The organism is Pseudomonas sp. S2_F03 (genome assembly GCF_054668335.1).
On the sequence record NZ_CP162759.1, the window covers coordinates 4,055,789 to 4,075,050 of the forward strand.

Sequence of the window (19,262 nt, forward strand, 5' to 3'; positions counted from 1 at the left end):
CTGAGAAAGGATGATTTCAATGCGCAAGATGATTCTGCAATGTGGCGCCCTGGCCCTGAGCTTGCTGGCAGTCAACGTAATGGCGGCGGTGTCGCCGGAAGAAGCCAACAAACTGGGCACCAGCCTCACGCCGCTGGGCGCCGAGAAGGCCGGCAACGCTGACGGCTCTATTCCGGCCTGGACCGGCGGCATCCCGAAAAACGCCGGTGCGGTGGACAGCAAAGGTTTTCTGGCTGACCCGTTCGGCAACGAAAACCCCTGTTTGTAATCACCCCCGCGACGGTCGACAAGTACAAGGACAAGTTGTCGGAAGGCCAGGTGGCGATGTTCAAACGCTACCCGGAAACCTACAAGATTCCGGTCTACCCGACCCACCGCACTGTGGCCGTGCCGCCAGAGATCTACGAGTCAGCCAAGCGCAGTGCACTGAGCGTGAGCACCATCAATGACGGTAACGGGTTGGCGGGTTTCACCGGCAACCGTTACTACGCATTCCCGATTCCCAAGAATGGCGTCGAAGTGTTGTGGAACCACATCACCCGTTACCACGGCGGCAACCTCAAACGCATCATCACCCAGGTGACCCCGCAAACCAACGGCAGCTACACGCCGATCCGCTTCGAAGAAGAAATCGCCGTCCCGCAACTGATGAAGGACATGGACGCGGACAAAGCCGCCAACGTGCTGACTTTCTTCAAACAGTCGGTGACCGCACCGGCACGTCTGGCCGGTAACGTACTGTTGGTGCACGAAACCCTCGATCAGGTGAAAGAGCCGCGTCTGGCGTGGATCTACAACGCCGGCCAGCGCCGTGTGCGTCGTGCCCCGCAAGTGGCCTATGACGGCCCGGGCACCGCTGCTGATGGTCTGCGTACCTCCGACAACTACGACATGTTCTCCGGCGCACCCGATCGCTACGACTGGAAACTGGTCGGCAAGAAGGAGATGTACATCCCTTACAACAGCTACAAACTGGATTCGCCGAGCCTCAAGTACGACGACATCGTCAAGGCCGGCCACATTAACCAGGACCTGACCCGATATGAACTGCACCGCGTCTGGGAAGTGATCGGCACGGTCAAGCCGAGCGAGCGCCACATCTACGCCAAGCGCCACATGTACATCGACGAAGACAGCTGGCAAGTGGCGCTGGTGGATCACTACGACGGTCGCGGGCAACTGTGGCGAGTGGCGGAGGGTCACGCTCAGTATTACTACGATCACCAGGCCCAGGCCTACACGCTGGAAGCGCTCTACGACATCATTGCCGGCCGGTACATTGCACTGGGCATGAAGAACGAAGAGAAACACAGTTTTGAGTTTGCCTTTGAAGCCAAGGTTAACGACTTCACTCCCTCGGCGTTGCGTGCCGAAGGGGTTCGGTAACGGAGCTGATACCTTCGCAGGACAAAAGGCGACCGCTTGGTCGCCTTTTTTATGGGCGCCAATCAGCGTGCTGAATACTTCTCAACAAGCGGCTTGGACAGGTCTAGGGTTGGCGGACAATTATAAAAAGGCACGCCGCAATGACCGCCATGACTCCGTGTCTGGACCGTTCTGGATTTTTGCCCAGACTGTCCTCCCATCATCTGTCGCGTGAGCGTTTGACCGAGCCGCTGCTGGCCTCCACGGCGCGGGTGAAATTGCTCTGCGCACCAGCGGGCAGTGGCAAGACCGCACTGCTCGCCGAATGCCTGTTGCAGGCACCGCCGCAGTGTCGTGTGTGTTGGTTGCCGTTGTCTGGCGTGGCAATGAGCACCGCTGATTTTCGACAACGTCTGGCCGAGACGCTGGGGCTGGCCTCGTCAGGCGAAACTGAATTGCTGGGGCAACTGGCGCGATTGCAGACGCCGACCTGGCTGTTTCTCGACGACTATTGCCGCGTCCCGAACCCCGAACTGGACTTGTTGCTGGATCGCATGCTGGCGGTCAGCAGCCCGATGTTGACCTGGTGGATGGGCGCTCGTCGGCGCCCGCAATGCAACTGGCCGCGGTTGCTGCTCGATGACGAATTGTATGAATGTGAGCACTCGACGCTGGCCTTCAATCAAACCGAGATCGCCGCACTGTTGCGCCATCTGCCGCAGGCAGACGCCAACAACGCCGCCAGTAAAATCATCCAGCGCAGTGGCGGCTGGTGTGCGGGCGTACGGATTGCGCTGCTGCAAAAATGTGATTGGTCGCGCAACAACACACTTCAAGGGCAAACGGACACGTTGCTTGATTACCTGGAGCACGAGTTGTTCGCTGTGCTGACCCCGGAATTGGCGGAGGTCTGGCGGGTCCTGGCGCATTTGCCACGTTTCAATGCAAGCCTTTGCGATCACCTGTTTGGGGCCGGTGAAGGCTGCGCGTACCTGAAGGTGTTGCAGGAACTGGGCTGCTTTATCGAGCCTTGGCAGGACTCGGCAGACTGGCTGCAAATTTTCGCTCCGCTCACTCACACGATACGCAATGAGCAATGGCCGGCCGGTCGTTCCTGGCATCGACGTGCCTGCCAATGGTTCACGGCTGAACAGGACTGGAAAGCCGCCTTCGAGCAGGCCTTGCTGGCCGAAGAATTCGAAGTCGCGGTCAGCCTGCTGCAGCACTTCAGTTTCGAGCATCTATTCGAGGAGCAGACAGTGGTCCTGTTGCTGCGTTTGCATGAGCAGCACGGCGACGAACTGACGCTCGGCTCGCCGCAATTGGTCGGGTTGATCACCGCAGCCTTGCTGTTTGCGGGTCGATTCGAGCAAGCGGCCGAATGCATCGAACATCTGTCTCGATTCACCCCTCAACCGTCGGCGCTCCTTCAGCGGCAATTGATTGCGCGCTGGCAGGCCCAGCAAGGCTGGCTACTGCATTTGCAAGGGCGCATGGAGGGTTCACGCGCGCATTTTCTCGACGCGCTAAGCGTGCTCGGTGCTGACCTCTGGCCCGTACGTTTGATGTGCCTGTCGGGTTTGACGCAACAAGCCCTGCTCAGGGGCGAACTTGATTTGGCGCAGGCGATAAACCGCGATGCGTTGTGCCTGGCACGAGCACAAGGCTCGCTGGTGTTCGAAGGTCTGCTTGAACTCGATCACGCGCAATTACTGGAGCAACGTGGCGCTCCTCAACGTGCCGAAAGTTTGCTCGCGAATGTACATGGCCTACTCACTCAACAGCAGCAGATCGCCGGGCCCTTGCTTGGGCGAATTGCCTTGCGCCGTGGGCGCTTGAACTTGTCTCAGGGCCTGGATGCACAGGCCGCCGAATATTTCGAAGCCGGGATGCAGATCTGTCTGCGCAGTCACGACAAACGGGTGCTTTATGGGTTCCTCGGTTTGGCTCAGGTGGCGGCCAATCAGAGCGACTATGCCCAGGCGTTTGTCCATCTGCGCGACGCCGAACGCTTGATGCAACAGCGGCAGATTCCCGACACTGTTTACCGCGGTGTGCTGTTGCAAATCAGCAGTCAAATCTGGCTCCAGCAGGGCCGTCCCGAATTAGCGGTTGAGGCCTTGACGCGGGTCTTGCGTCATTATCGTGGGCCTCAGGCGCGACAGGCGTCACCCGCCACCCTTGATCTCATACCACGCATTGAATACCTGCTGATTTTAGCGCAAACCTGTTTGCACCAAGCAAACCAGCCGCAAATTCAACTGTTTGGATTGATAGATCAGGCGCAACAGAGAGGCATGTTAAGCCTGGAGGCAGAACTGCAGTTGGCACTGGGGCAAGTCGCTTGGTTGATGGGGGATAGTTCCCTTGCTGAGCGTGCTTTACAGTGCGGTCAGCAATTGGTTAAGCGTCATGGTCTCCACCAAGCGTTGCGTGAATTGAAATTGCGACAACCGGATTTTGAACGTGAAGTAAGCGATTTGCCGTCTGTCGTGGACGCAGGCCCGCTCAGCCGACGCGAGTTGGAAGTGCTCGCGTTAATTGCTCAAGGGAATTCCAATCAGCAAATAGCTGAGCAGCTTTATATCTCCTTACATACGGTTAAGACTCATGCGCGCCGAATTCATGGGAAGTTGGGTGTTGCCCGGAGAACGCAAGCAGTGGCAAAGGCGAAGTTATTAAGGTTGTGTTAAATGTGGGGGGTTGTGGTTGTTTTAATATTATTGTTTGATGACTAAATTACTTGAAATGGATTTGGTGTTTTCAGCGCGGTGAAAAGTTATTAGGGTTGGGCCTCTGCAGGTGAAGTGACATGAAGTTGCTTCTGGTCTTTCTCTATCAAGGATAACTAAGATGAGTGCAAGTTATAACAGTTTGATGCTCGATGCTCCGCAAGGAACCGTGCAGGCTTCCACTGAGTTGGCGAAGGTTCGGCAGGTGGGGGAGCAACTTTTGGCGTTTCTGGGTGATGTTCCTTCATTTAAGGAAATGACCCGTGACCGGTTAGCGCTGAAAGTGCATGAGTATAATGTGGCGCTGAATGCTGAAAATATTTTTATTACCAGAGGTGCTTACACAGCTGAGCAGAAAACTCGTCCATCAGGTACTTTGCTGGATGTTTTTTTCGAGTGTTTGGAAAAGAATATATCTCCTAACTATATTTTTGGGGTGGATGGTGTATACACACGACCGAACACTACAAATAATGCATACGCTGTTCAAGGCCTCAGTATTCAATCGGTCGAACGCATTCTGGTAAAAACAATAAGTGATCTCAGGTCGGAGCATCGCGCAAGCGTTGATCGATACTGGCTGACCAATGCCGGAGTGATTGATAATCCGGCTTCGACGAACAAAGATGTCTTGAAGCAATTGCAGGCGCATGCGTTGATGGCCCAACTGTCGCTGAGTACTATTGGAGGAGTGTTGGACTCTTCCCAAGGGCGACGGGTTTCGGAACTCCTGCTGTCGGGGAAGGGTACTGCTTTATACCGCATCGTATTAGAAGTACCAAACAAAATTCCGGCGACGTTTCCTTCCAGCTTTGTAGTCAATATGAACGGGCTGACACCTTCAGAACTTTCTCTGGATGACGACTGGCACACTTGTGTGGTGTACACGCCAGAAAGCGGTTTCGAATTTTTCGTCACGAGTAATGATATGCATGCGGCATTGTGTTCGCGATGGTCTGTCTCGAAAACCAGTGTGTCCTATAAGAATGTGCAAGAGGATATATTCGAATTTTGTGTCGATAGTCGTCTAAAGCAACAGCGCGATGATTTTTCGAGGCTTTTAAACTTTGGTGATAGCCATAGCCCGAATTTGCTCGTTGAGTTGGAAGCGACTCAGCGACTGGACGCGGTGAAATCAAACTGGACAGCTCAATTCGAGGTGTTGAAGGCGGCAGTCAATCGTGCCGGTTGGCCGGACTGGTTAAAAGCGTCGGACAAGAACGTTCAGCTGCGGTGATGAGGAACTTGAAGAATCGGCGGATAATTACGACGCCGAGTTTCAAGTTAAGTCCGATGAGCACTTTTCCCTGACCTTGTATGCTCGCAGAAAGGTTAAAGATTGGCCCGCAGTGCGTTCGGCGTTGAAATCAACCCCGATACGATAAAAGTTCATAGCCGGTATGAGCTCAAAATCGGTGGTCGGACGATCGTTCAGGAGGACGCAAGGACCCTGACAGAACAGATTATTTTCGGATTGCACGATGGTGGACACAGGGTCCAGATGCGTTTCGAGGGCGCTCAGGCAATTCCTGGCTTGACTCCCGAAAAGCTTGAATACTGGTTGCAGACTGTCGATGTACGACGTGATTTTGTGGAGGCGGCGCCCTTTTATCCGTCACAGGCCTATCACGATGCCTGTCTCAATCGATTGTCGAGTAAATTGGAACTCGCACTGTGGATAGCTCGATACACCGGAAAGATCAACGATAACGATGTCCGGTTGGTTGAGCGTGGATTGCAAGGTGAATTGGCGGTTGAGATTAATGGCGTGTACTTCGACGGAGCGTCCCATTGTTTGAATGATGTCATGCTGTTCTGGGGGGCGCAAAAATCGTTTGGTACACAACTGGTCTTCTTGAAAACCCCAAAAGGGGAATATGAGGTCCTTCTGTTTTGCTGAGTTTAATGCCTTTAAGGAAAAACTTGGGGAATGGATGAATAGCGATTCTGGTTATGCGGCTTCGCTTATGAATGCCAATGATGTTCCAAGTGTGGGGGAAAGGCTGCGTCAGCACGTTATAAAACCGATTCTGAGTAACCTCAAGTCCATGGTTTTAAATAGAGAGACGCGAATACCACTGACCCGTTTTGTGGGGCTGAATTATGATTGGTCGTTAGCGAAAATCAATCAGGCAGCTCCGGCCTATTACCGAAATGTGCCGCGACTGTTGCGTCAGCAACATGCTCGTCTAAATACAGAGCTCAAAGCGCTTTACACTGTAGAGTCCCGCGAAACGGCGTTTCCTTCCTTTGAGGAATATTCCCGGGAACTTATTAAAGAAAGGGTAGAGGCGGTACTTCGTTCTCGCGGGAGTTACGTCAATGTCGATCCCGATATGGTTTATGTGCAAATAAGCTCGGATGAGCAGATGAGTCTGACGGAACTGATTGTCGAGGGGCGTAGCTTTGAGCCTAATAATAGTCCTCAACCCGTTCCAGGGCAGTATCCTAAATTTTATTGGAGAGCTGTCCACCCCCCTCGACAAGCTCGATATACGAGATATTGCCTCGTGGTCTAAAACACTTCGCTCGGGAGAAAATATATTGACTTTCTGAAATCTGATTATCTGGCTGAGCGTCATTCATCCTACACCTTCAGACGAGAAGTAAACTTCAAACGTGTGCACTGTAGAGATGCATCAGGCCTTACTGACTCAGTTCTTTGATGCTGGATTGGACGGTGATCAGTTTAGAAGTGTTGAAAAACTTATTCTTGATCTGAAAGTTCCGCAAGGACAATTGTATGAGAATCCTGTAGTCAATGAGGAAAGTGTCTATAGATTTAATATTTTAAAAACTCGTGAGGTGGCGGGTGTTTATATATTCAGGATTAAGACTGCTAAAGGACTTGAAGATTTTCTTTATACTCCGGATGCACCGGATGGTGCGGCGTTTCGCCCCATCGGTCATTTTGCTTCCGCTGTCAGACTTCGTTTTGGTCCGTTCAGGAGTTATTACATCAATCGAATAAAAGTCGCGGATAAAAAGGTGGTCAACGACTATTTTGATCTGCTTCAGAGTCGTGCTGACACAGTTGCGGCGCCTGTGCCTTCGTACATGTCCAGGGTCAGGGATCTGCGAGCTTCACATGAAATTAAAGTGAATCGGGTCATTGATGATGTCGATGAACAAACCACCAGTCTTAATGAGATTATTGCGGGCCTGATTTATGATAATGTGATGTTGGCTGCCACTGTTATTAGTTTAGTTATTCCTCCTGTCGGTGTGTTGGTGACGATTGTAGAGCTGGGTAAAAATTTCTACGATGGCGTAAAGGCACATTACTATGGCGATTACGATGCCTCGTTTAAATACTTCAAGGACGCATTGATCGGACTGGTGAGCCTGGGGCAGGCAACTCGGGGTGCAAAAGTGGTCACGAATGCCCAGAAGAGTTTGATCCAGTTGTTTGGTGATGCAAAAACCGTTGTGAGCATGGTATCTAAGGCCACGGGGCAGAAACTCGGTCATGAAAGACTGCTCGAAATCGTTCAAGACGTGCTGGGTGAACAAGACGTCAATACCAGCAAAACCACAGTGCATTAATTTTTCTCTTTACTCTGTGCAGGCTGGATACTGAGGTCGACAGAGATCAAATAGAACGGGATGTCCCATACCCCATCCGCCAACTCACGGCCCGCGTCGCCGCCAGCAATCGCTGCGCCGCCGGGCCGTTTTCGTCTGCGTGGAACAACGACGTCGGGCCGACAATGGTCATGACGGCTGCAACATTCCCGACGGCATTGAATACCGGCGCTGACAACGCATCGACACCGGGCATCAGCAACCCGTGCACATGATGCAGACCGCGCTCGCGGATCTGTTCGCACAATGCCGTGTAGGCCTGATCGTCCGCCAGCGTATGAACGTTGGCGGTTTGCAGTTCCTGCTCGCGCAAGTCGACGGTTTCACGCTTTGGCAGAAACGCGCCGAACACCAAACCGGTGGATGAACTGAGCAATGGCAACACCGAACCCAACTGCGTCACCACCGTCACCGCGCGCACCGCCGGTTCGATGTGAACCACGGTCGCACCCTGATTGCCCCACACCGCCAAAAAGCAGGTTTCGTTCAGTTCATCGCGCAGTTCGGCCAACGGCAGGGCAGCGACTTTCAGCACATCCATACTGTTGAGTGCGGCAAGACCGACGCGCAAGGCTTCACGCCCGAGGCCGTAGTGGTTGGTGGCGGTGTTCTGCTCGGCAAAGCCGCTGGCGATCAGCGCCTGCAGATAGCGATGGACCTTGCTCGCCGGCATCTGCACGTGTTCGGCCAGGCGCGACAGCGAGGTCGATGGCGACAACTGTGCCAAGGCCTTGAGGATGTCGGTGCCGACCTCGGCCGAGCGGACTTTCTGCTTGTCGTTGTTGCGCGGCGTTTCCATGGAGGCGGTCTGATCCCGGGACGAATGGGCGTCTTTATAGCTTGACGGTCAATACCAATCAAATTACGTTATGCGTAATCAAATTACGATAAAAATAACCCAGGCGTGCCGAACCTCTGCAACAGAGTGACAGGCCACTGCCTACTCCCTGTTCAGGAGGTTCCATGAACCCTGATTCAACCGCGCCAGCGCTGGCTTACCAGTCAGGCTTCGGCAACGAGTTCAGCAGTGAAGCGTTGCCCGGCGCACTGCCCGTCGGCCAGAATTCCCCGCAAAAAGCCCCCTATGGCCTCTACACTGAATTGTTCTCCGGCACCGCGTTTACCATGGCTCGCAGTGAAGCGCGGCGCACATGGATGTACCGCATTCAGCCATCGGCCAATCACCCGGCGTTCGTCAAACTGGATCGGCAACTGGCCGGCGGCCCATTGGGTGAAGTGACGCCCAACCGCCTGCGCTGGAACCCGTTGGACATCCCCGCCGAGCCGACCGATTTCATCGATGGGCTGGTGAGCATGGCCGCCAACTCGGGCGCGGAAAAACCGGCCGGGATCAGCATCCTTAGCTACCGCGCGAACCGCTCCATGGAGCGCGTTTTCTTCAACGCTGACGGCGAACTGCTGCTGGTGCCGGAGCAGGGGCGCTTGCGAATTGCTACCGAGCTCGGCGTGCTGGATCTGGAACCACTGGAAATCGCCGTATTGCCACGCGGGCTGAAATTTCGCGTCGAACTGCTCGACCCGCAAGCGCGCGGTTACATCGCCGAGAACCACGGTGCGCCGTTGCGTCTGCCGGACCTGGGGCCGATCGGCAGCAATGGCCTGGCCAACCCGCGGGACTTCCTGACGCCGGTTGCGCATTACGAAAATTTCAAGCAACCGACCACGCTGGTGCAGAAGTTCCTTGGTCAATTGTGGGGCTGCGAGCTGGATCATTCGCCGCTGAACGTGGTCGCCTGGCATGGCAATAACGTGCCATACAAATATGACCTGCGCCGTTTCAATACCATCGGCACGGTCAGTTTCGATCACCCGGACCCTTCGATTTTCACCGTCCTGACGTCGCCAACCAGTGTGCATGGCCTGGCCAACCTGGACTTCGTGATCTTCCCGCCACGCTGGATGGTCGCCGAGAAAACCTTCCGTCCACCGTGGTTCCACCGCAATCTGATGAACGAGTTCATGGGGCTGATCAAAGGCGAATACGATGCCAAGGCCGAAGGCTTTGTGCCCGGCGGTGCGTCCTTGCACAGCTGCATGAGTGCACACGGTCCCGACGGTGAAACCTGCACCAAGGCGATCAATGCGGAACTGGCGCCAGCGAAAATCGACAACACCATGGCCTTCATGTTCGAGACCAGCCAGGTATTGCGCCCGAGCCGTTTCGCCCTGGATTGCCCGCAACTGCAAACAAACTACGATGCCTGCTGGGCCACGCTGCCTGCCACTTTCGACCCGACCCGGAGATAACCCATGACTCAGACTTCCATCACTCGTAGCTGGGTTGCCTCCGCCAACGGCCACACCGATTTCCCGCTGCAAAACCTGCCGTTGGGTGTGTTCAGCGTGAACGGTTCAGCCCCGCGCAGCGGTGTGGCGATCGGCGAGCATATTTTTGATCTGGAGGCGGCGCTGGAGGCCGGGCTGTTCGATGGTGCTGCGAAAGCGGCCGTCGAAGCGACCCGTGGCGGTCAACTGAATGCGTTTTTCGAACTGGGTCGCGACGCTCGCGTTGCCTTGCGCCAACGTCTGCTGGAACTGTTCACCGAAGGCAGCACCCTGCACGGAAAAATCGAGGCCCAAGGCGCAAAACTGCTGCCCTTGGCGGCGAATTGCGAGATGCACCTGCCAGCTAAAATCAACGATTACACCGACTTCTACGTCGGTATCGAGCACGCGCAAAACGTCGGCAAACTGTTCCGCCCCGATAACCCGCTGCTGCCGAACTACAAGTACGTCCCCATCGGTTATCACGGCCGCGCTTCGACCATTCGTCCGTCCGGTACCGACGTTCGCCGTCCGAAAGGCCAGACCTTGCCGGCCGGTCAGACCGAGCCGACATTTGGTCCGTGCGCGCGTCTGGACTATGAACTGGAACTGGGCATCTGGATTGGCCAAGGCAACGAGATGGGCGACTCGATCGCCATCGGTGATGCCGCTGATCACATCGCCGGTTTCTGCTTGCTCAACGATTGGTCGGCGCGTGACATTCAAGCGTGGGAATACCAGCCGTTGGGGCCGTTCCTGTCGAAAAGCTTTATCACCAGCATTTCACCGTGGGTGGTGACGGCCGAAGCGCTGGAGCCGTTCCGTCGCCCGCAAGCTGCGCGCCCTGAAGGCGATCCGCAGCCGCTGCCGTACCTGTTCGACAAGCGCGATCAAGCCGCTGGCGGTTTCGACATCGAACTCGAAGTGCTACTGCTCACCGAAGGCCTGCGCGAGCAGAAGTTGCCGGCCCATCGCCTGACGCTCAGCAACACCCAACACATGTACTGGACCGTGGCGCAAATGGTCGCGCACCACAGCGTCAATGGTTGCCAGTTGCAGGCCGGTGACCTGTTCGGCTCGGGCACCTTGTCCGGTCCCGAAAGCGGTCAGTTCGGCAGCCTGCTGGAAATCACCGAGGGCGGTAAAAAGCCGATCGAACTGGCGTCGGGCGAGGTGCGTAAATTCCTGGAAGACGGCGACGAAATCATCCTGCGTGCCCGTTGCAGCCGTGAAGGTTTTGCCTCTATCGGTTTCGGCGAATGCCGCGGCAAAGTGCTGTCGGCGCGCTAAGAGGATCGGGTCATGGAACTCTATACCTACTACCGTTCGACCTCGTCTTTTCGGGTGCGAATCGCATTGGCGCTCAAGGGCCTGGACTACCAGGCGCTGCCGATCAACCTGATTGCACCGCAAGGTGGCGAACATCGGCAGCCGCCTTACCTGGGCATCAACCCGCAGGGTCGGGTGCCGGCTCTGCGCACGGACGAAGGCGATCTGTTGATTCAGTCGCCAGCGATCATCGAGTACCTGGAAGAACGTTATCCACAGGTGCCGCTGCTGTCCAAAGACCTTGCCGCCCGCGCCCATGAGCGCGGTGTGGCGGCGGTGATTGGTTGCGACGTGCATCCATTGCATAACGTCAGCGTGCTCAACAAGCTGCGCCAATTGGGTCATGACGAGCCGCAAGTGGTGGAGTGGATCGGGCACTGGATCAGCCAGGGGCTGGCGACGGTGGAACGGTTGATCGGTGATGAAGGGTATTGCTTTGGCGATGAACCGGGATTGGCGGATGTCTACCTGATTCCGCAGCTGTACGCGGCCGAGCGATTCAATATTTCCCTCGAAGCGTATCCACGTATTCGCCGAGTAGCGGCACTGGCAGCCACCCATCCAGCGTTCATCAAGGCCCACCCGGCCAACCAGCCTGATACCCCATAAAGCCTCATGTTGACCCCTGTAGGAGCCGGCGATTAATCAATGGACGATCGAGTTGGGCGGCAAATGCCCCAGCCGTTCCGTCAGGCGAATCCGCTGGATCGGGTCGTCGCTGAGCAACAGCGCATGCTCCAGATCAAATCGCTCGGCATTCGGACAGTCCAGCCGTTGATAGAGGCTGGCCCTGGCCAGGTAGTCGGCGGCGTTGGCGTTGCCCAGTTCCAGTACGCGTTCGGCGTCGATCAGGGCACCGATGTAGTCATCGTGGGACAGGTGCAGCTGACGCAGGTTTCGCGACAGGCGCTGCATCATCTGCACCGGGTCAGCCGTCAGTAAATGGTCAGCGCTGAGTTTCATGTTCGGGCCGTACTGTCGATGCAGCAGTTCACGGCAGTCGTTGGGGTATAACCGGCGCCCGCCACAAGGGTCGAGCAGATGATCGGCACCGGGAACCCGCAACAGGAAGTGCCCGGGGAAGTTGACGCCCACCAGCGGGATTTCCAGTCGTTTGGCCAACTCCAATGCAATCAGCCCAAGGGACAACGGCTGGCCACGTCGCAGCTCCAGCACTCTGTTGAGCAAGGCGACTTGAGGGCGTAACGGAGTGAAGTCGTCCTGGGCGAACCCCAGGTCATTCATCCGCCGCAACAACGGCTGGGCCAGTTCGGCGACCGGCAACATCGGCAAACCCTGGCTGACCTGCTGTGTCAGGTCGTTGAGGTCGGCCAGCACTGCCTCGGGGGCCAGCCTGGCATCGTGCTCGACCGCCATCCACAGCCCTGCCTCGAACAGCGCGGGCGGTGAACGTTGCAGGCAATCGAAGAAGCATTGTCGGGGCGTCATCAAAATCTCCGGCGGATGCCTCGTTTTAGCCCCGTCTCCGGCATTCGTCCAGTGCTGCACACATGCGGTTTCAGGTTATGTCCGAAAGCCTGCAAAGTAGCGCCGCTTATTCCGGTGCGCTTCTGCAATTTTTGGGCGCAAGCCTATACTGGCGACTACAAGAAGTGATTCGGGAGCCCCACGATGTTCGCTCTCATGCAAAGCACTCGCCTTGAATCGCTGCATCTGAGCGTCGACCCGGTCACCGGGTTGAAGGCGGTGATTGCCATTCATAACAGCCGGCTGGGACCTGCCCTGGGCGGCTGTCGTTACCTTGCCTACCCCAGCGACGAATCGGCGGTCGAGGATGCCATACGCCTGGCACAAGGCATGAGTTACAAAGCTGCGCTGGCCGGTCTGGCCCAGGGCGGCGGCGTGGCGGTGATTGTTCGCCCGGCCCATGTGGAAAATCGCGGTGCATTGTTCGAAGCTTTCGGGCGCTGCATCGACCAGCTCGACGGCCGCTATATCACGGCTATCGACAGTGGCACTTCAGTCGCCGACATGGATTGCATCGCCCAGCAAACCCAACACGTCACCAGCACTACGTCAGCGGGCGACCCTGCACCGCATGCCGCCATGGGCGTGTTCACCGGCATTCGAGCGACCGCGATGGCCCGTCTGGGCAGCGATAATCTGGAGGGCCTGCGTGTGGCCATCCAAGGGTTGGGCAATGTCGGTTACGCGCTCGCTGAACAACTGCATGCGGCAGGCGCTGAACTGCTGGTCAGCGATATCGATCACGGCAAGGTGCAACTGGCGATGGAACAATTGGGCGCGCACCCGATTGCCAACGACGCACTGCTCAGCACGCCGTGTGACATCCTCGCGCCGTGTGGCCTGGGCGGCGTGCTCAACAGCCACTCCGTGACACAACTGCGCTGCTCGGCGGTGGCCGGCTCTGCCAACAATCAACTGACGCACCTGGAAGTCGCCGATCAACTGGAGCGACGCGGCATCCTGTATGCGCCGGACTACGTGATCAATTCGGGCGGGCTGATCTACGTTTCGCTCAAGCACCGTGGCGAAGAGCTGACGACCATCACCGCGCACCTGTCGAAAATCGCCTCGCGACTGACCGAAGTCTTCGCCCATGCCCAGGCGGAAAAACGCTCGCCTGCGAGGGTGGCGGACGAACTGGCGGAGAAAGTGTTGTACCGCTGAATTCTGCTATTGCCCAAGACATGAAAAAGGCCCTGAGTCATTCGACTCAGGGCCTATTCAATTCGGGCGTGTCTTACTTCGGTGCCTTGGCCGCTTTGGCTGGCTTGGTCGGCGCAGCGTCAGGCGCGTCAACAGCCACTTCGACAGCTTCGGCCGTTTCAATGACTTCAGCCGGCGCATTCAGCAGCTCGGACAAGGCATCCGGCTGGCTCTTGAACGCCTTGGCAAATACATCGCGATTCTTTGCCATGTAGATCCCGGCTTCTTCCACTTGCTGCTCGGTCAGGGACGGAACGGCTTTTTGCAACACTTCAGCCAGCAATTCAGCCAGTTCGAGCATTTTGTCATGACGGTCAGCTTCGGCTTTATCCATGAACAAGCGCTCCAGATCTCGGCTGCTGCGGTATACCACTTCGACGGCCATTCACCACCTCACATGCCTTCACAATAGTTGTCTGTTTCGACCACTGTATTTATATACAGCGAAAAGGATAAGCGAATCCCTGCGCTTTGGGTAGTGGCTTTTTAATGTAGACCGAAATTGGCGTTTGTCAGGTGAACCGTGTTGTCCCCAATCGCGAGCAAGCTCGCTCCCACAGTGGTTTTGTGAACACCACAGATCCCCTGTGGGAGCGAGCTTGCTCGCGATGGCGTCAGTGAATTCACCACAAAAGTGTCCAGCAACAACTCATCATCTTCTCACCGAGAGCGGCTGGCCTTTTTTCTGCATGCAGAACAACCGTCACGTCAATCGCGCATCATCCGCTCGAACCGAGCTAAGGAAGCATCATCGTGAAAATCAACTGGGCCGAAAACCTGCGGCAGAACGTGCACCAACTGGCCGAATCCCTGGGCAACCTGTTCGTCGAAACCTTCCATTACCTGGCGCTGTTCGCCATCGGTGCCGTGACCGCGTATGCCGCGGTGATGGAGTTTATGGGGATGATCGAAGCAGGGCACATCAAGATCGATGACATCTTGCTGCTGTTCATCTACCTGGAACTGGGTGCGATGGTCGGCATTTATTTCAAGACCAACCACATGCCGGTGCGTTTCCTGATCTACGTGGCGATCACCGCGCTGACGCGCTTGCTGATTTCCAACGTCTCGCACCACAACCCGCCGGACCTGGGGATCATCTACCTGTGCGGCGGGATTTTGCTGCTGGCGTTTTCGATCCTGGTGGTGCGTTACGCTTCGTCGCAGTTTCCTTCGGTGAAAATCGAACACCCGCAACGCAAGATCGGTGTGGGGTCCGGTGAGCATCCGGAAGTGGAAAAGGGCGAGCTTTAGAGCCGGACCGCGTGTCGGGGCTGGCCATTGATGTAGGGCGGCGGCAGCGTGTGATCGTCGCCGTCGGTCATGGCTTCGAGGATGGCCATGGCACTGTGGCCCTGTTCGATGGCAATGCCGAACTGGATGCTTTGCACGAGGCGTTTGAGGCGTTTGGGGTCATTGCGCTGGTCGGCGCTGATCATGCGTTTGGCGACCACGCGGCCCGCGTTGGAAAGGGTCAGCATGATGCTGCCGTCCAGACCCTGAATGCTCAGGTTGATCTGGTAATCCGGTGCAAAGGCATCGGTAATGACCTGAAAGGGGTTGTCCATGATGCGTCACCGCTTGATTGAACGTGCAGTTGTTGACCGGCCATGTCCGGGTTGGTTCGCACCACCAGACCATCGGCAGATCGCTCGCTGAGGTTTCAAAAGTCCATTTGCCTCATCGGTGACGTAGCAAGGGGCATGCCGCACAAAGTTGTCGAACAACTATCTCGGCAAAAAAGCGACGGACGTCCTGGCTCATCCAAGCTCACTAAACCACACCGTTCTCTGTAGCAGCTGGCGCAGCCTGCGTTCGGCTGCGAAGCAGTCGTAAAACCTGAGTGTGCGGTCTTGCTGAAATACCGCATCGTCTTATTTCACGACTGCTGCGCAGCCGAACGCAGGCTGCGCCAGCTGCTACGAAGTGCTATTGCGCCTGCCCGTTTCAGGGCATAAATGAAGCGATGACCGCAGACAGTGCAATCAGCACTCTACCCAGCTCACCGCCAGGCCGCCCCGTGAAGTCTCTTTGTACTTGTCATGCATGTCGGCGCCGGTATCGCGCATGGTGCGGATGACCCGGTCCAGGGAAATGAAGTGTTTACCGTCGCCGCGCAGGGCCATTTGTGTGGCGTTGATCGCTTTCACGGCGGCAATCGCATTGCGCTCGATGCACGGCACTTGCACCAGGCCGCCGACCGGGTCGCAGGTCAGGCCAAGGTTGTGTTCCAGGCCGATTTCGGCGGCGTTTTCCAGTTGCTCCGGGGTGGCACCGAGCACGTCGGCCAGGCCGGCAGCGGCCATCGCGCAGGCGGAACCGACTTCGCCCTGGCAACCGACTTCAGCGCCGGAGATCGAGGCGTTTTTCTTGCACAGAATCCCGACCGCCGCCGCGCCCAGAAAGAACGCGACTACGTCATCGTCCGACGCGTCCGGGTTGAACTTCATGTAGTAATGAAGCACAGCTGGAATAATCCCCGCCGCGCCGTTGGTCGGTGCCGTGACCATGCGCCCGCCTGCGGCGTTTTCTTCGTTTACGGCGAGGGCAAACAGGTTGACCCACTCCATGGCCGACAGGGTGGACGTGATGACATTCGGTTTGCCGATTTCCAACAGACTGCGGTGCAGTTTCGCGGCACGACGTGGCACATTCAGGCCACCTGGCAGGATGCCTTCGTGACGTAAACCTTGCTCGACGCACTCACGCATCACCGACCAGATGTGCAGCAGACCCTGGCGGATCTCGGCTTCGCTGCGCCAGGCCAATTCGTTGGCCATCATCAATTCGGACACACGCAAGCCGTGCTGGTTGCAGAGTCTGAGCAGTTCGGCGGCGCTGGAAAAATCATACGGCAGCACCACATCGCTGGCAGGGGCGATGCCGGACTCGGCTTGCGCCGCTTCGATGATAAAACCGCCGCCAACGGAGTAATACGTTTGCTCCGACAATTCGCCGGTTTCGCCGAAGGCTGTCAGGGACATGGCGTTGGGGTGATAGGGCAGGCTCTCATCGAGCAACAAGAGATCGCGCTGCCAGTTGAAGGCGATGGTTCTTTTGCCGGCCAGCGCGAGTTCACCGGTTTCGAGCAACGTGTTGATTCGGCTGTCGATGCTGCCCGGATCAATGCTGTCCGGCCATTCACCCATCAAGCCCATAACGCAGGCCCGGTCGGTGGCGTGGCCGACGCCGGTGGCGGACAGCGAACCATACAGGCGGATTTCTACCCGGCGCACGGCGTCCAGCAAACCGTGGTCAATCAGTGTCTGGGCGAAGGTCGCGGCGGCGCGCATCGGGCCGACGGTATGGGAGCTGGAAGGACCGATGCCAACTTTGAAGAGATCGAAAACACTGATAGCCATGCTAAAGCCTATACAAGTAATGGAGGAGAAATCGCTGCCATTTTTGTAGGACAAGCGCAATGTCGGCGATACTGACTCCCTCGGTCCATCGTGACCAACGAAACTTCCTAAGACAGCCTTTAGCAGGACTAAACGATGAGTCGTCAATTGCATGCCCAGACCTACGTCTGGCTGCACGTGTTTTCCTGTGCCGCGCGGCACTTGTCGTTCACCCGTTGCGCCGAAGAACTGCACATCACGCCGGGGGCGGTCAGTCAGCAAATTCGGCAACTGGAAGAGCGCTTGGGTTTTCGCCTGTTTCATCGTCGCGCTCGCGGTGTGGAACTGAGCGCAGAAGGCCAGCGCCTGGCCATTACGGTCAACGAGGCGTACGGCAGCATCGATGCCGAATTACGCCGTCTGGACGCCGGAATGATCAGCGGCACTTTGCGGTTACGCTCGATTCCGTCGTTCCTGAGTAAATGGCTGACCCCGCGCCTGCCACGTTTGCAGCAGCGCTTTCCGGACATTCAATTGCGCCTGGTGGCCGAGGACAGCAGCGTGCCGCTGCACGAGGGGGATTTCGATCTGGCCATCGACCTGAACGATGGCAGCTACCCCGGCCTGTTATCCACAGCCTTGCTCGACGAACAGATCTTTCCGGTCTGTGCCCCCAGCCTGTTGCGAGGGCGGCCACCGCTGCATGGCCCGGCGGACCTGATGCATTTCCCGTTGCTGCACGACATCACCGCCTGGCGCGGCAGCTACGAATACGCGGAATGGGAGTTCTACCTCAATGCCATCGGCTTCGAGGGCGCGGACGTGCGGCGCGGGCACACCTTCAATCGCAATCACCTGACCATCGAAGCCGCCATCGCCGGGATGGGCGTGGCGATTGCGCGGCGTACGCTGCTCAACGATGAGCTGGAGCGAGGGACATTGATCGTGCCGTTCGGGCTGACGGTGCCCAATCACAAGCGCTATATGCTGCTGTATGCGCCGGGCGCATTGAGCCATCCAGGCGTGCGGGCGGTGCATGACTGGCTGGTGGAGGAGGCGGGAATATTTCGAAGTGTGCACCCGCTGGCGGAGCAGCAGATGTGAGTAATTGTGACAAAGAAGTGAGGCGACCCAACTCCCGACCTTAGCAGCGCTTTTGGCCGTTGTCCGGCTTTTTTTGCGATTAGATATTTATCTTTTTTAAGGGGTTGAATTGTTCAGCGTACAGACCGATTGTGTAGTTAAGAGGTCACGGTGATGACGCCCAAGGGCTTAGCTGACCGGCCTCTCGCGAGCTAGCTGAAATAAGGGAAGAACTATGCAAATCCAAGTCAATAGCGATAACCATATTCAAGGCAGTAAACGACTGGAGGAGTGGGTACGTACGACCATTGAGAGCACGCTCGAACGATATGAAGAGGACCTGACCCGCGTCGAGGTTCACCTGCGGGACGAAAACGGCGAGAAGCCCGGACCGCACGACATACGCTGCCAACTGGAAGCGAGGCCAAAAGGCCACCAACCGATTTCTGTCACCCATAAAGCCGCCAATCTGGAACTGGCGATCGACGGTGCAGCCGAAAAACTCGAACACGCGCTAGAGCACCTGTTCGGCAAACTGCGAGGCAAACCACGTGCCGTGGTGGTGCCGTTCGAGAGAAACGCAGCCGATGCGCTGCTGGAAGACGAATTTCTCGAGAACGAACAGGCAGCGCAAAACGGCTGAAGCCTGATTCACTTTTACCCTCCCCAAAAAACGGGCCTGCGATTGCAGGCCCGTTTTTGTTTGAGCACTGATTTCTGATCGTTCCCACGCAGATACTGATCGTTCCCACGCTCTGCGTGGGAACGCCTCGATGGACGCTCTGCGTCCGCTGTTGGGACGAGGAGCGTCCCAAGCTGCATTCCCATGCAGGTGTGGGAACCATCAGGA

Annotated in this window: 16 protein-coding genes and 2 pseudogenes; 13 read left to right on the forward strand and 5 right to left on the reverse strand. The window is 56.8% G+C overall.

What is annotated here, in order from left to right; genetic code table 11:
* The first annotated feature begins 19 nt into the window (after positions 1 to 19).
* From AB4N76_RS18940 to AB4N76_RS18965, 6 genes and pseudogenes are all read left to right on the forward strand, one after another.
* Positions 20 to 1,386 (forward strand): annotated as a pseudogene (locus AB4N76_RS18940) (DUF1329 domain-containing protein).
* Positions 1,387 to 1,526: 140 nt separating this feature from the next.
* Positions 1,527 to 4,058, forward strand: a complete 2,532-nt coding sequence (locus AB4N76_RS18945) for a LuxR C-terminal-related transcriptional regulator (RefSeq protein WP_460163382.1) — start codon at positions 1,527 to 1,529, stop codon at positions 4,056 to 4,058.
* Positions 4,059 to 4,218: 160 nt separating this feature from the next.
* Positions 4,219 to 5,334 carry a hypothetical protein gene (locus AB4N76_RS18950; protein ID WP_460163383.1) on the forward strand — a complete coding sequence of 372 codons (1,116 nt, stop codon included), beginning with the start codon at positions 4,219 to 4,221 and terminating at the stop codon, positions 5,332 to 5,334.
* Between the two features lie 102 nt (positions 5,335 to 5,436).
* Positions 5,437 to 5,997: a hypothetical protein gene (locus AB4N76_RS18955; protein ID WP_460163384.1), complete on the forward strand. Its 561-nt coding sequence runs from the start codon at positions 5,437 to 5,439 to the stop codon at positions 5,995 to 5,997.
* A 34-nt stretch (positions 5,998 to 6,031) separates the two neighbouring features.
* Positions 6,032 to 6,616: a hypothetical protein gene (locus AB4N76_RS18960; protein ID WP_460163385.1), complete on the forward strand. Its 585-nt coding sequence runs from the start codon at positions 6,032 to 6,034 to the stop codon at positions 6,614 to 6,616.
* A gap of 115 nt (positions 6,617 to 6,731) precedes the next feature.
* The gene (locus tag AB4N76_RS18965; protein ID WP_460163386.1) at positions 6,732 to 7,643 is read left to right on the forward strand and encodes a hypothetical protein; all 912 of its coding nucleotides are present in this window, start codon (positions 6,732 to 6,734) and stop codon (positions 7,641 to 7,643) included.
* Between the two features lie 46 nt (positions 7,644 to 7,689).
* Here AB4N76_RS18965 and AB4N76_RS18970 read toward each other — a convergent pair whose 3' ends face one another.
* Positions 7,690 to 8,481: an IclR family transcriptional regulator gene (locus AB4N76_RS18970; protein ID WP_460163387.1), complete on the reverse strand. Its 792-nt coding sequence runs from the start codon at positions 8,479 to 8,481 to the stop codon at positions 7,690 to 7,692.
* 164 nt (positions 8,482 to 8,645) lie between these two features.
* On the opposite strand from AB4N76_RS18970, the gene hmgA reads away from it, so the two are divergent.
* Genes hmgA through maiA form a run of 3 tightly spaced genes read left to right on the forward strand, consistent with a single transcriptional unit; the run spans position 8,646 to position 11,906 of the window.
* Complete coding sequence (gene hmgA, locus AB4N76_RS18975; protein WP_460163388.1) at positions 8,646 to 9,950, forward strand: homogentisate 1,2-dioxygenase; 1,305 nt, start codon at positions 8,646 to 8,648, stop codon at positions 9,948 to 9,950.
* A 3-nt stretch (positions 9,951 to 9,953) separates the two neighbouring features.
* The gene (gene fahA, locus AB4N76_RS18980; protein ID WP_109786091.1) at positions 9,954 to 11,258 is read left to right on the forward strand and encodes a fumarylacetoacetase; all 1,305 of its coding nucleotides are present in this window, start codon (positions 9,954 to 9,956) and stop codon (positions 11,256 to 11,258) included.
* Between the two features lie 12 nt (positions 11,259 to 11,270).
* A complete protein-coding gene (gene maiA, locus AB4N76_RS18985; RefSeq protein ID WP_460163389.1) occupies positions 11,271 to 11,906 on the forward strand; it encodes a maleylacetoacetate isomerase in 636 nt (211 codons plus the stop codon).
* A gap of 36 nt (positions 11,907 to 11,942) precedes the next feature.
* Here maiA and AB4N76_RS18990 read toward each other — a convergent pair whose 3' ends face one another.
* Positions 11,943 to 12,746: a SirB1 family protein gene (locus AB4N76_RS18990; RefSeq protein ID WP_109786089.1), complete on the reverse strand. Its 804-nt coding sequence runs from the start codon at positions 12,744 to 12,746 to the stop codon at positions 11,943 to 11,945.
* 183 nt (positions 12,747 to 12,929) lie between these two features.
* Here AB4N76_RS18990 and AB4N76_RS18995 point away from each other — a divergent pair, with 183 nt between their 5' ends.
* Positions 12,930 to 13,949, forward strand: a complete 1,020-nt coding sequence (locus AB4N76_RS18995) for a Glu/Leu/Phe/Val dehydrogenase family protein (protein WP_046026764.1) — start codon at positions 12,930 to 12,932, stop codon at positions 13,947 to 13,949.
* 169 nt (positions 13,950 to 14,118) lie between these two features.
* On the opposite strand, the pseudogene AB4N76_RS19000 reads toward AB4N76_RS18995, so the two are convergent.
* Positions 14,119 to 14,373: pseudogene (locus AB4N76_RS19000) on the reverse strand (YebG family protein); the annotation flags it as partial.
* A gap of 368 nt (positions 14,374 to 14,741) precedes the next feature.
* On the opposite strand from AB4N76_RS19000, the gene AB4N76_RS19005 reads away from it, so the two are divergent.
* Positions 14,742 to 15,242, forward strand: coding sequence for a phosphate-starvation-inducible protein PsiE (locus AB4N76_RS19005; RefSeq protein WP_046026762.1), 501 nt, complete (start codon positions 14,742 to 14,744; stop codon positions 15,240 to 15,242).
* Here AB4N76_RS19005 and AB4N76_RS19010 read toward each other — a convergent pair.
* Together AB4N76_RS19010 and AB4N76_RS19015 are read right to left on the reverse strand one after the other, a co-directional pair.
* Entirely contained in the window at positions 15,239 to 15,556 is a 318-nt protein-coding gene (locus AB4N76_RS19010; protein WP_046026761.1) for a DUF3509 domain-containing protein, read from the reverse strand. The genes AB4N76_RS19005 and AB4N76_RS19010 overlap by 4 nt on opposite strands.
* Positions 15,557 to 15,973: 417 nt before the next feature.
* Positions 15,974 to 17,350: an L-serine ammonia-lyase gene (locus tag AB4N76_RS19015; protein ID WP_046026760.1), complete on the reverse strand. Its 1,377-nt coding sequence runs from the start codon at positions 17,348 to 17,350 to the stop codon at positions 15,974 to 15,976.
* Between the two features lie 135 nt (positions 17,351 to 17,485).
* On the opposite strand from AB4N76_RS19015, the gene AB4N76_RS19020 reads away from it, so the two are divergent.
* Both AB4N76_RS19020 and AB4N76_RS19025 read left to right on the forward strand, forming a co-directional pair.
* The gene (locus AB4N76_RS19020) at positions 17,486 to 18,433 is read left to right on the forward strand and encodes a LysR substrate-binding domain-containing protein (protein ID WP_046026759.1); all 948 of its coding nucleotides are present in this window, start codon (positions 17,486 to 17,488) and stop codon (positions 18,431 to 18,433) included.
* Between the two features lie 214 nt (positions 18,434 to 18,647).
* Positions 18,648 to 19,055: an HPF/RaiA family ribosome-associated protein gene (locus tag AB4N76_RS19025; protein WP_046026758.1), complete on the forward strand. Its 408-nt coding sequence runs from the start codon at positions 18,648 to 18,650 to the stop codon at positions 19,053 to 19,055.
* The last annotated feature ends 207 nt before the right edge of the window (positions 19,056 to 19,262 follow it).

Excerpts from the sequence above, each read along its gene's own strand:
- AB4N76_RS18945 (WP_460163382.1), top strand. The coding sequence starts at position 1,527 with ATGACCGCCATGACTCCGTGTCTGGACCGTTCTGGATTTTTGCCCAGA.
- AB4N76_RS18950 (WP_460163383.1), top strand. The coding sequence starts at position 4,219 with ATGAGTGCAAGTTATAACAGTTTGATGCTCGATGCTCCGCAAGGAACC.
- AB4N76_RS18960 (WP_460163385.1), top strand. The coding sequence starts at position 6,032 with ATGAATAGCGATTCTGGTTATGCGGCTTCGCTTATGAATGCCAATGAT.
- AB4N76_RS18965 (WP_460163386.1), top strand. The coding sequence starts at position 6,732 with ATGCATCAGGCCTTACTGACTCAGTTCTTTGATGCTGGATTGGACGGT.
- AB4N76_RS18970 (WP_460163387.1), bottom strand. The coding sequence starts at position 8,481 with ATGGAAACGCCGCGCAACAACGACAAGCAGAAAGTCCGCTCGGCCGAG.
- hmgA (WP_460163388.1), top strand. The coding sequence starts at position 8,646 with ATGAACCCTGATTCAACCGCGCCAGCGCTGGCTTACCAGTCAGGCTTC.
- fahA (WP_109786091.1), top strand. The coding sequence starts at position 9,954 with ATGACTCAGACTTCCATCACTCGTAGCTGGGTTGCCTCCGCCAACGGC.
- maiA (WP_460163389.1), top strand. The coding sequence starts at position 11,271 with ATGGAACTCTATACCTACTACCGTTCGACCTCGTCTTTTCGGGTGCGA.
- AB4N76_RS18990 (WP_109786089.1), bottom strand. The coding sequence starts at position 12,746 with ATGACGCCCCGACAATGCTTCTTCGATTGCCTGCAACGTTCACCGCCC.
- AB4N76_RS18995 (WP_046026764.1), top strand. The coding sequence starts at position 12,930 with ATGTTCGCTCTCATGCAAAGCACTCGCCTTGAATCGCTGCATCTGAGC.
- AB4N76_RS19010 (WP_046026761.1), bottom strand. The coding sequence starts at position 15,556 with ATGGACAACCCCTTTCAGGTCATTACCGATGCCTTTGCACCGGATTAC.
- AB4N76_RS19015 (WP_046026760.1), bottom strand. The coding sequence starts at position 17,350 with ATGGCTATCAGTGTTTTCGATCTCTTCAAAGTTGGCATCGGTCCTTCC.
- AB4N76_RS19020 (WP_046026759.1), top strand. The coding sequence starts at position 17,486 with ATGAGTCGTCAATTGCATGCCCAGACCTACGTCTGGCTGCACGTGTTT.
- AB4N76_RS19025 (WP_046026758.1), top strand. The coding sequence starts at position 18,648 with ATGCAAATCCAAGTCAATAGCGATAACCATATTCAAGGCAGTAAACGA.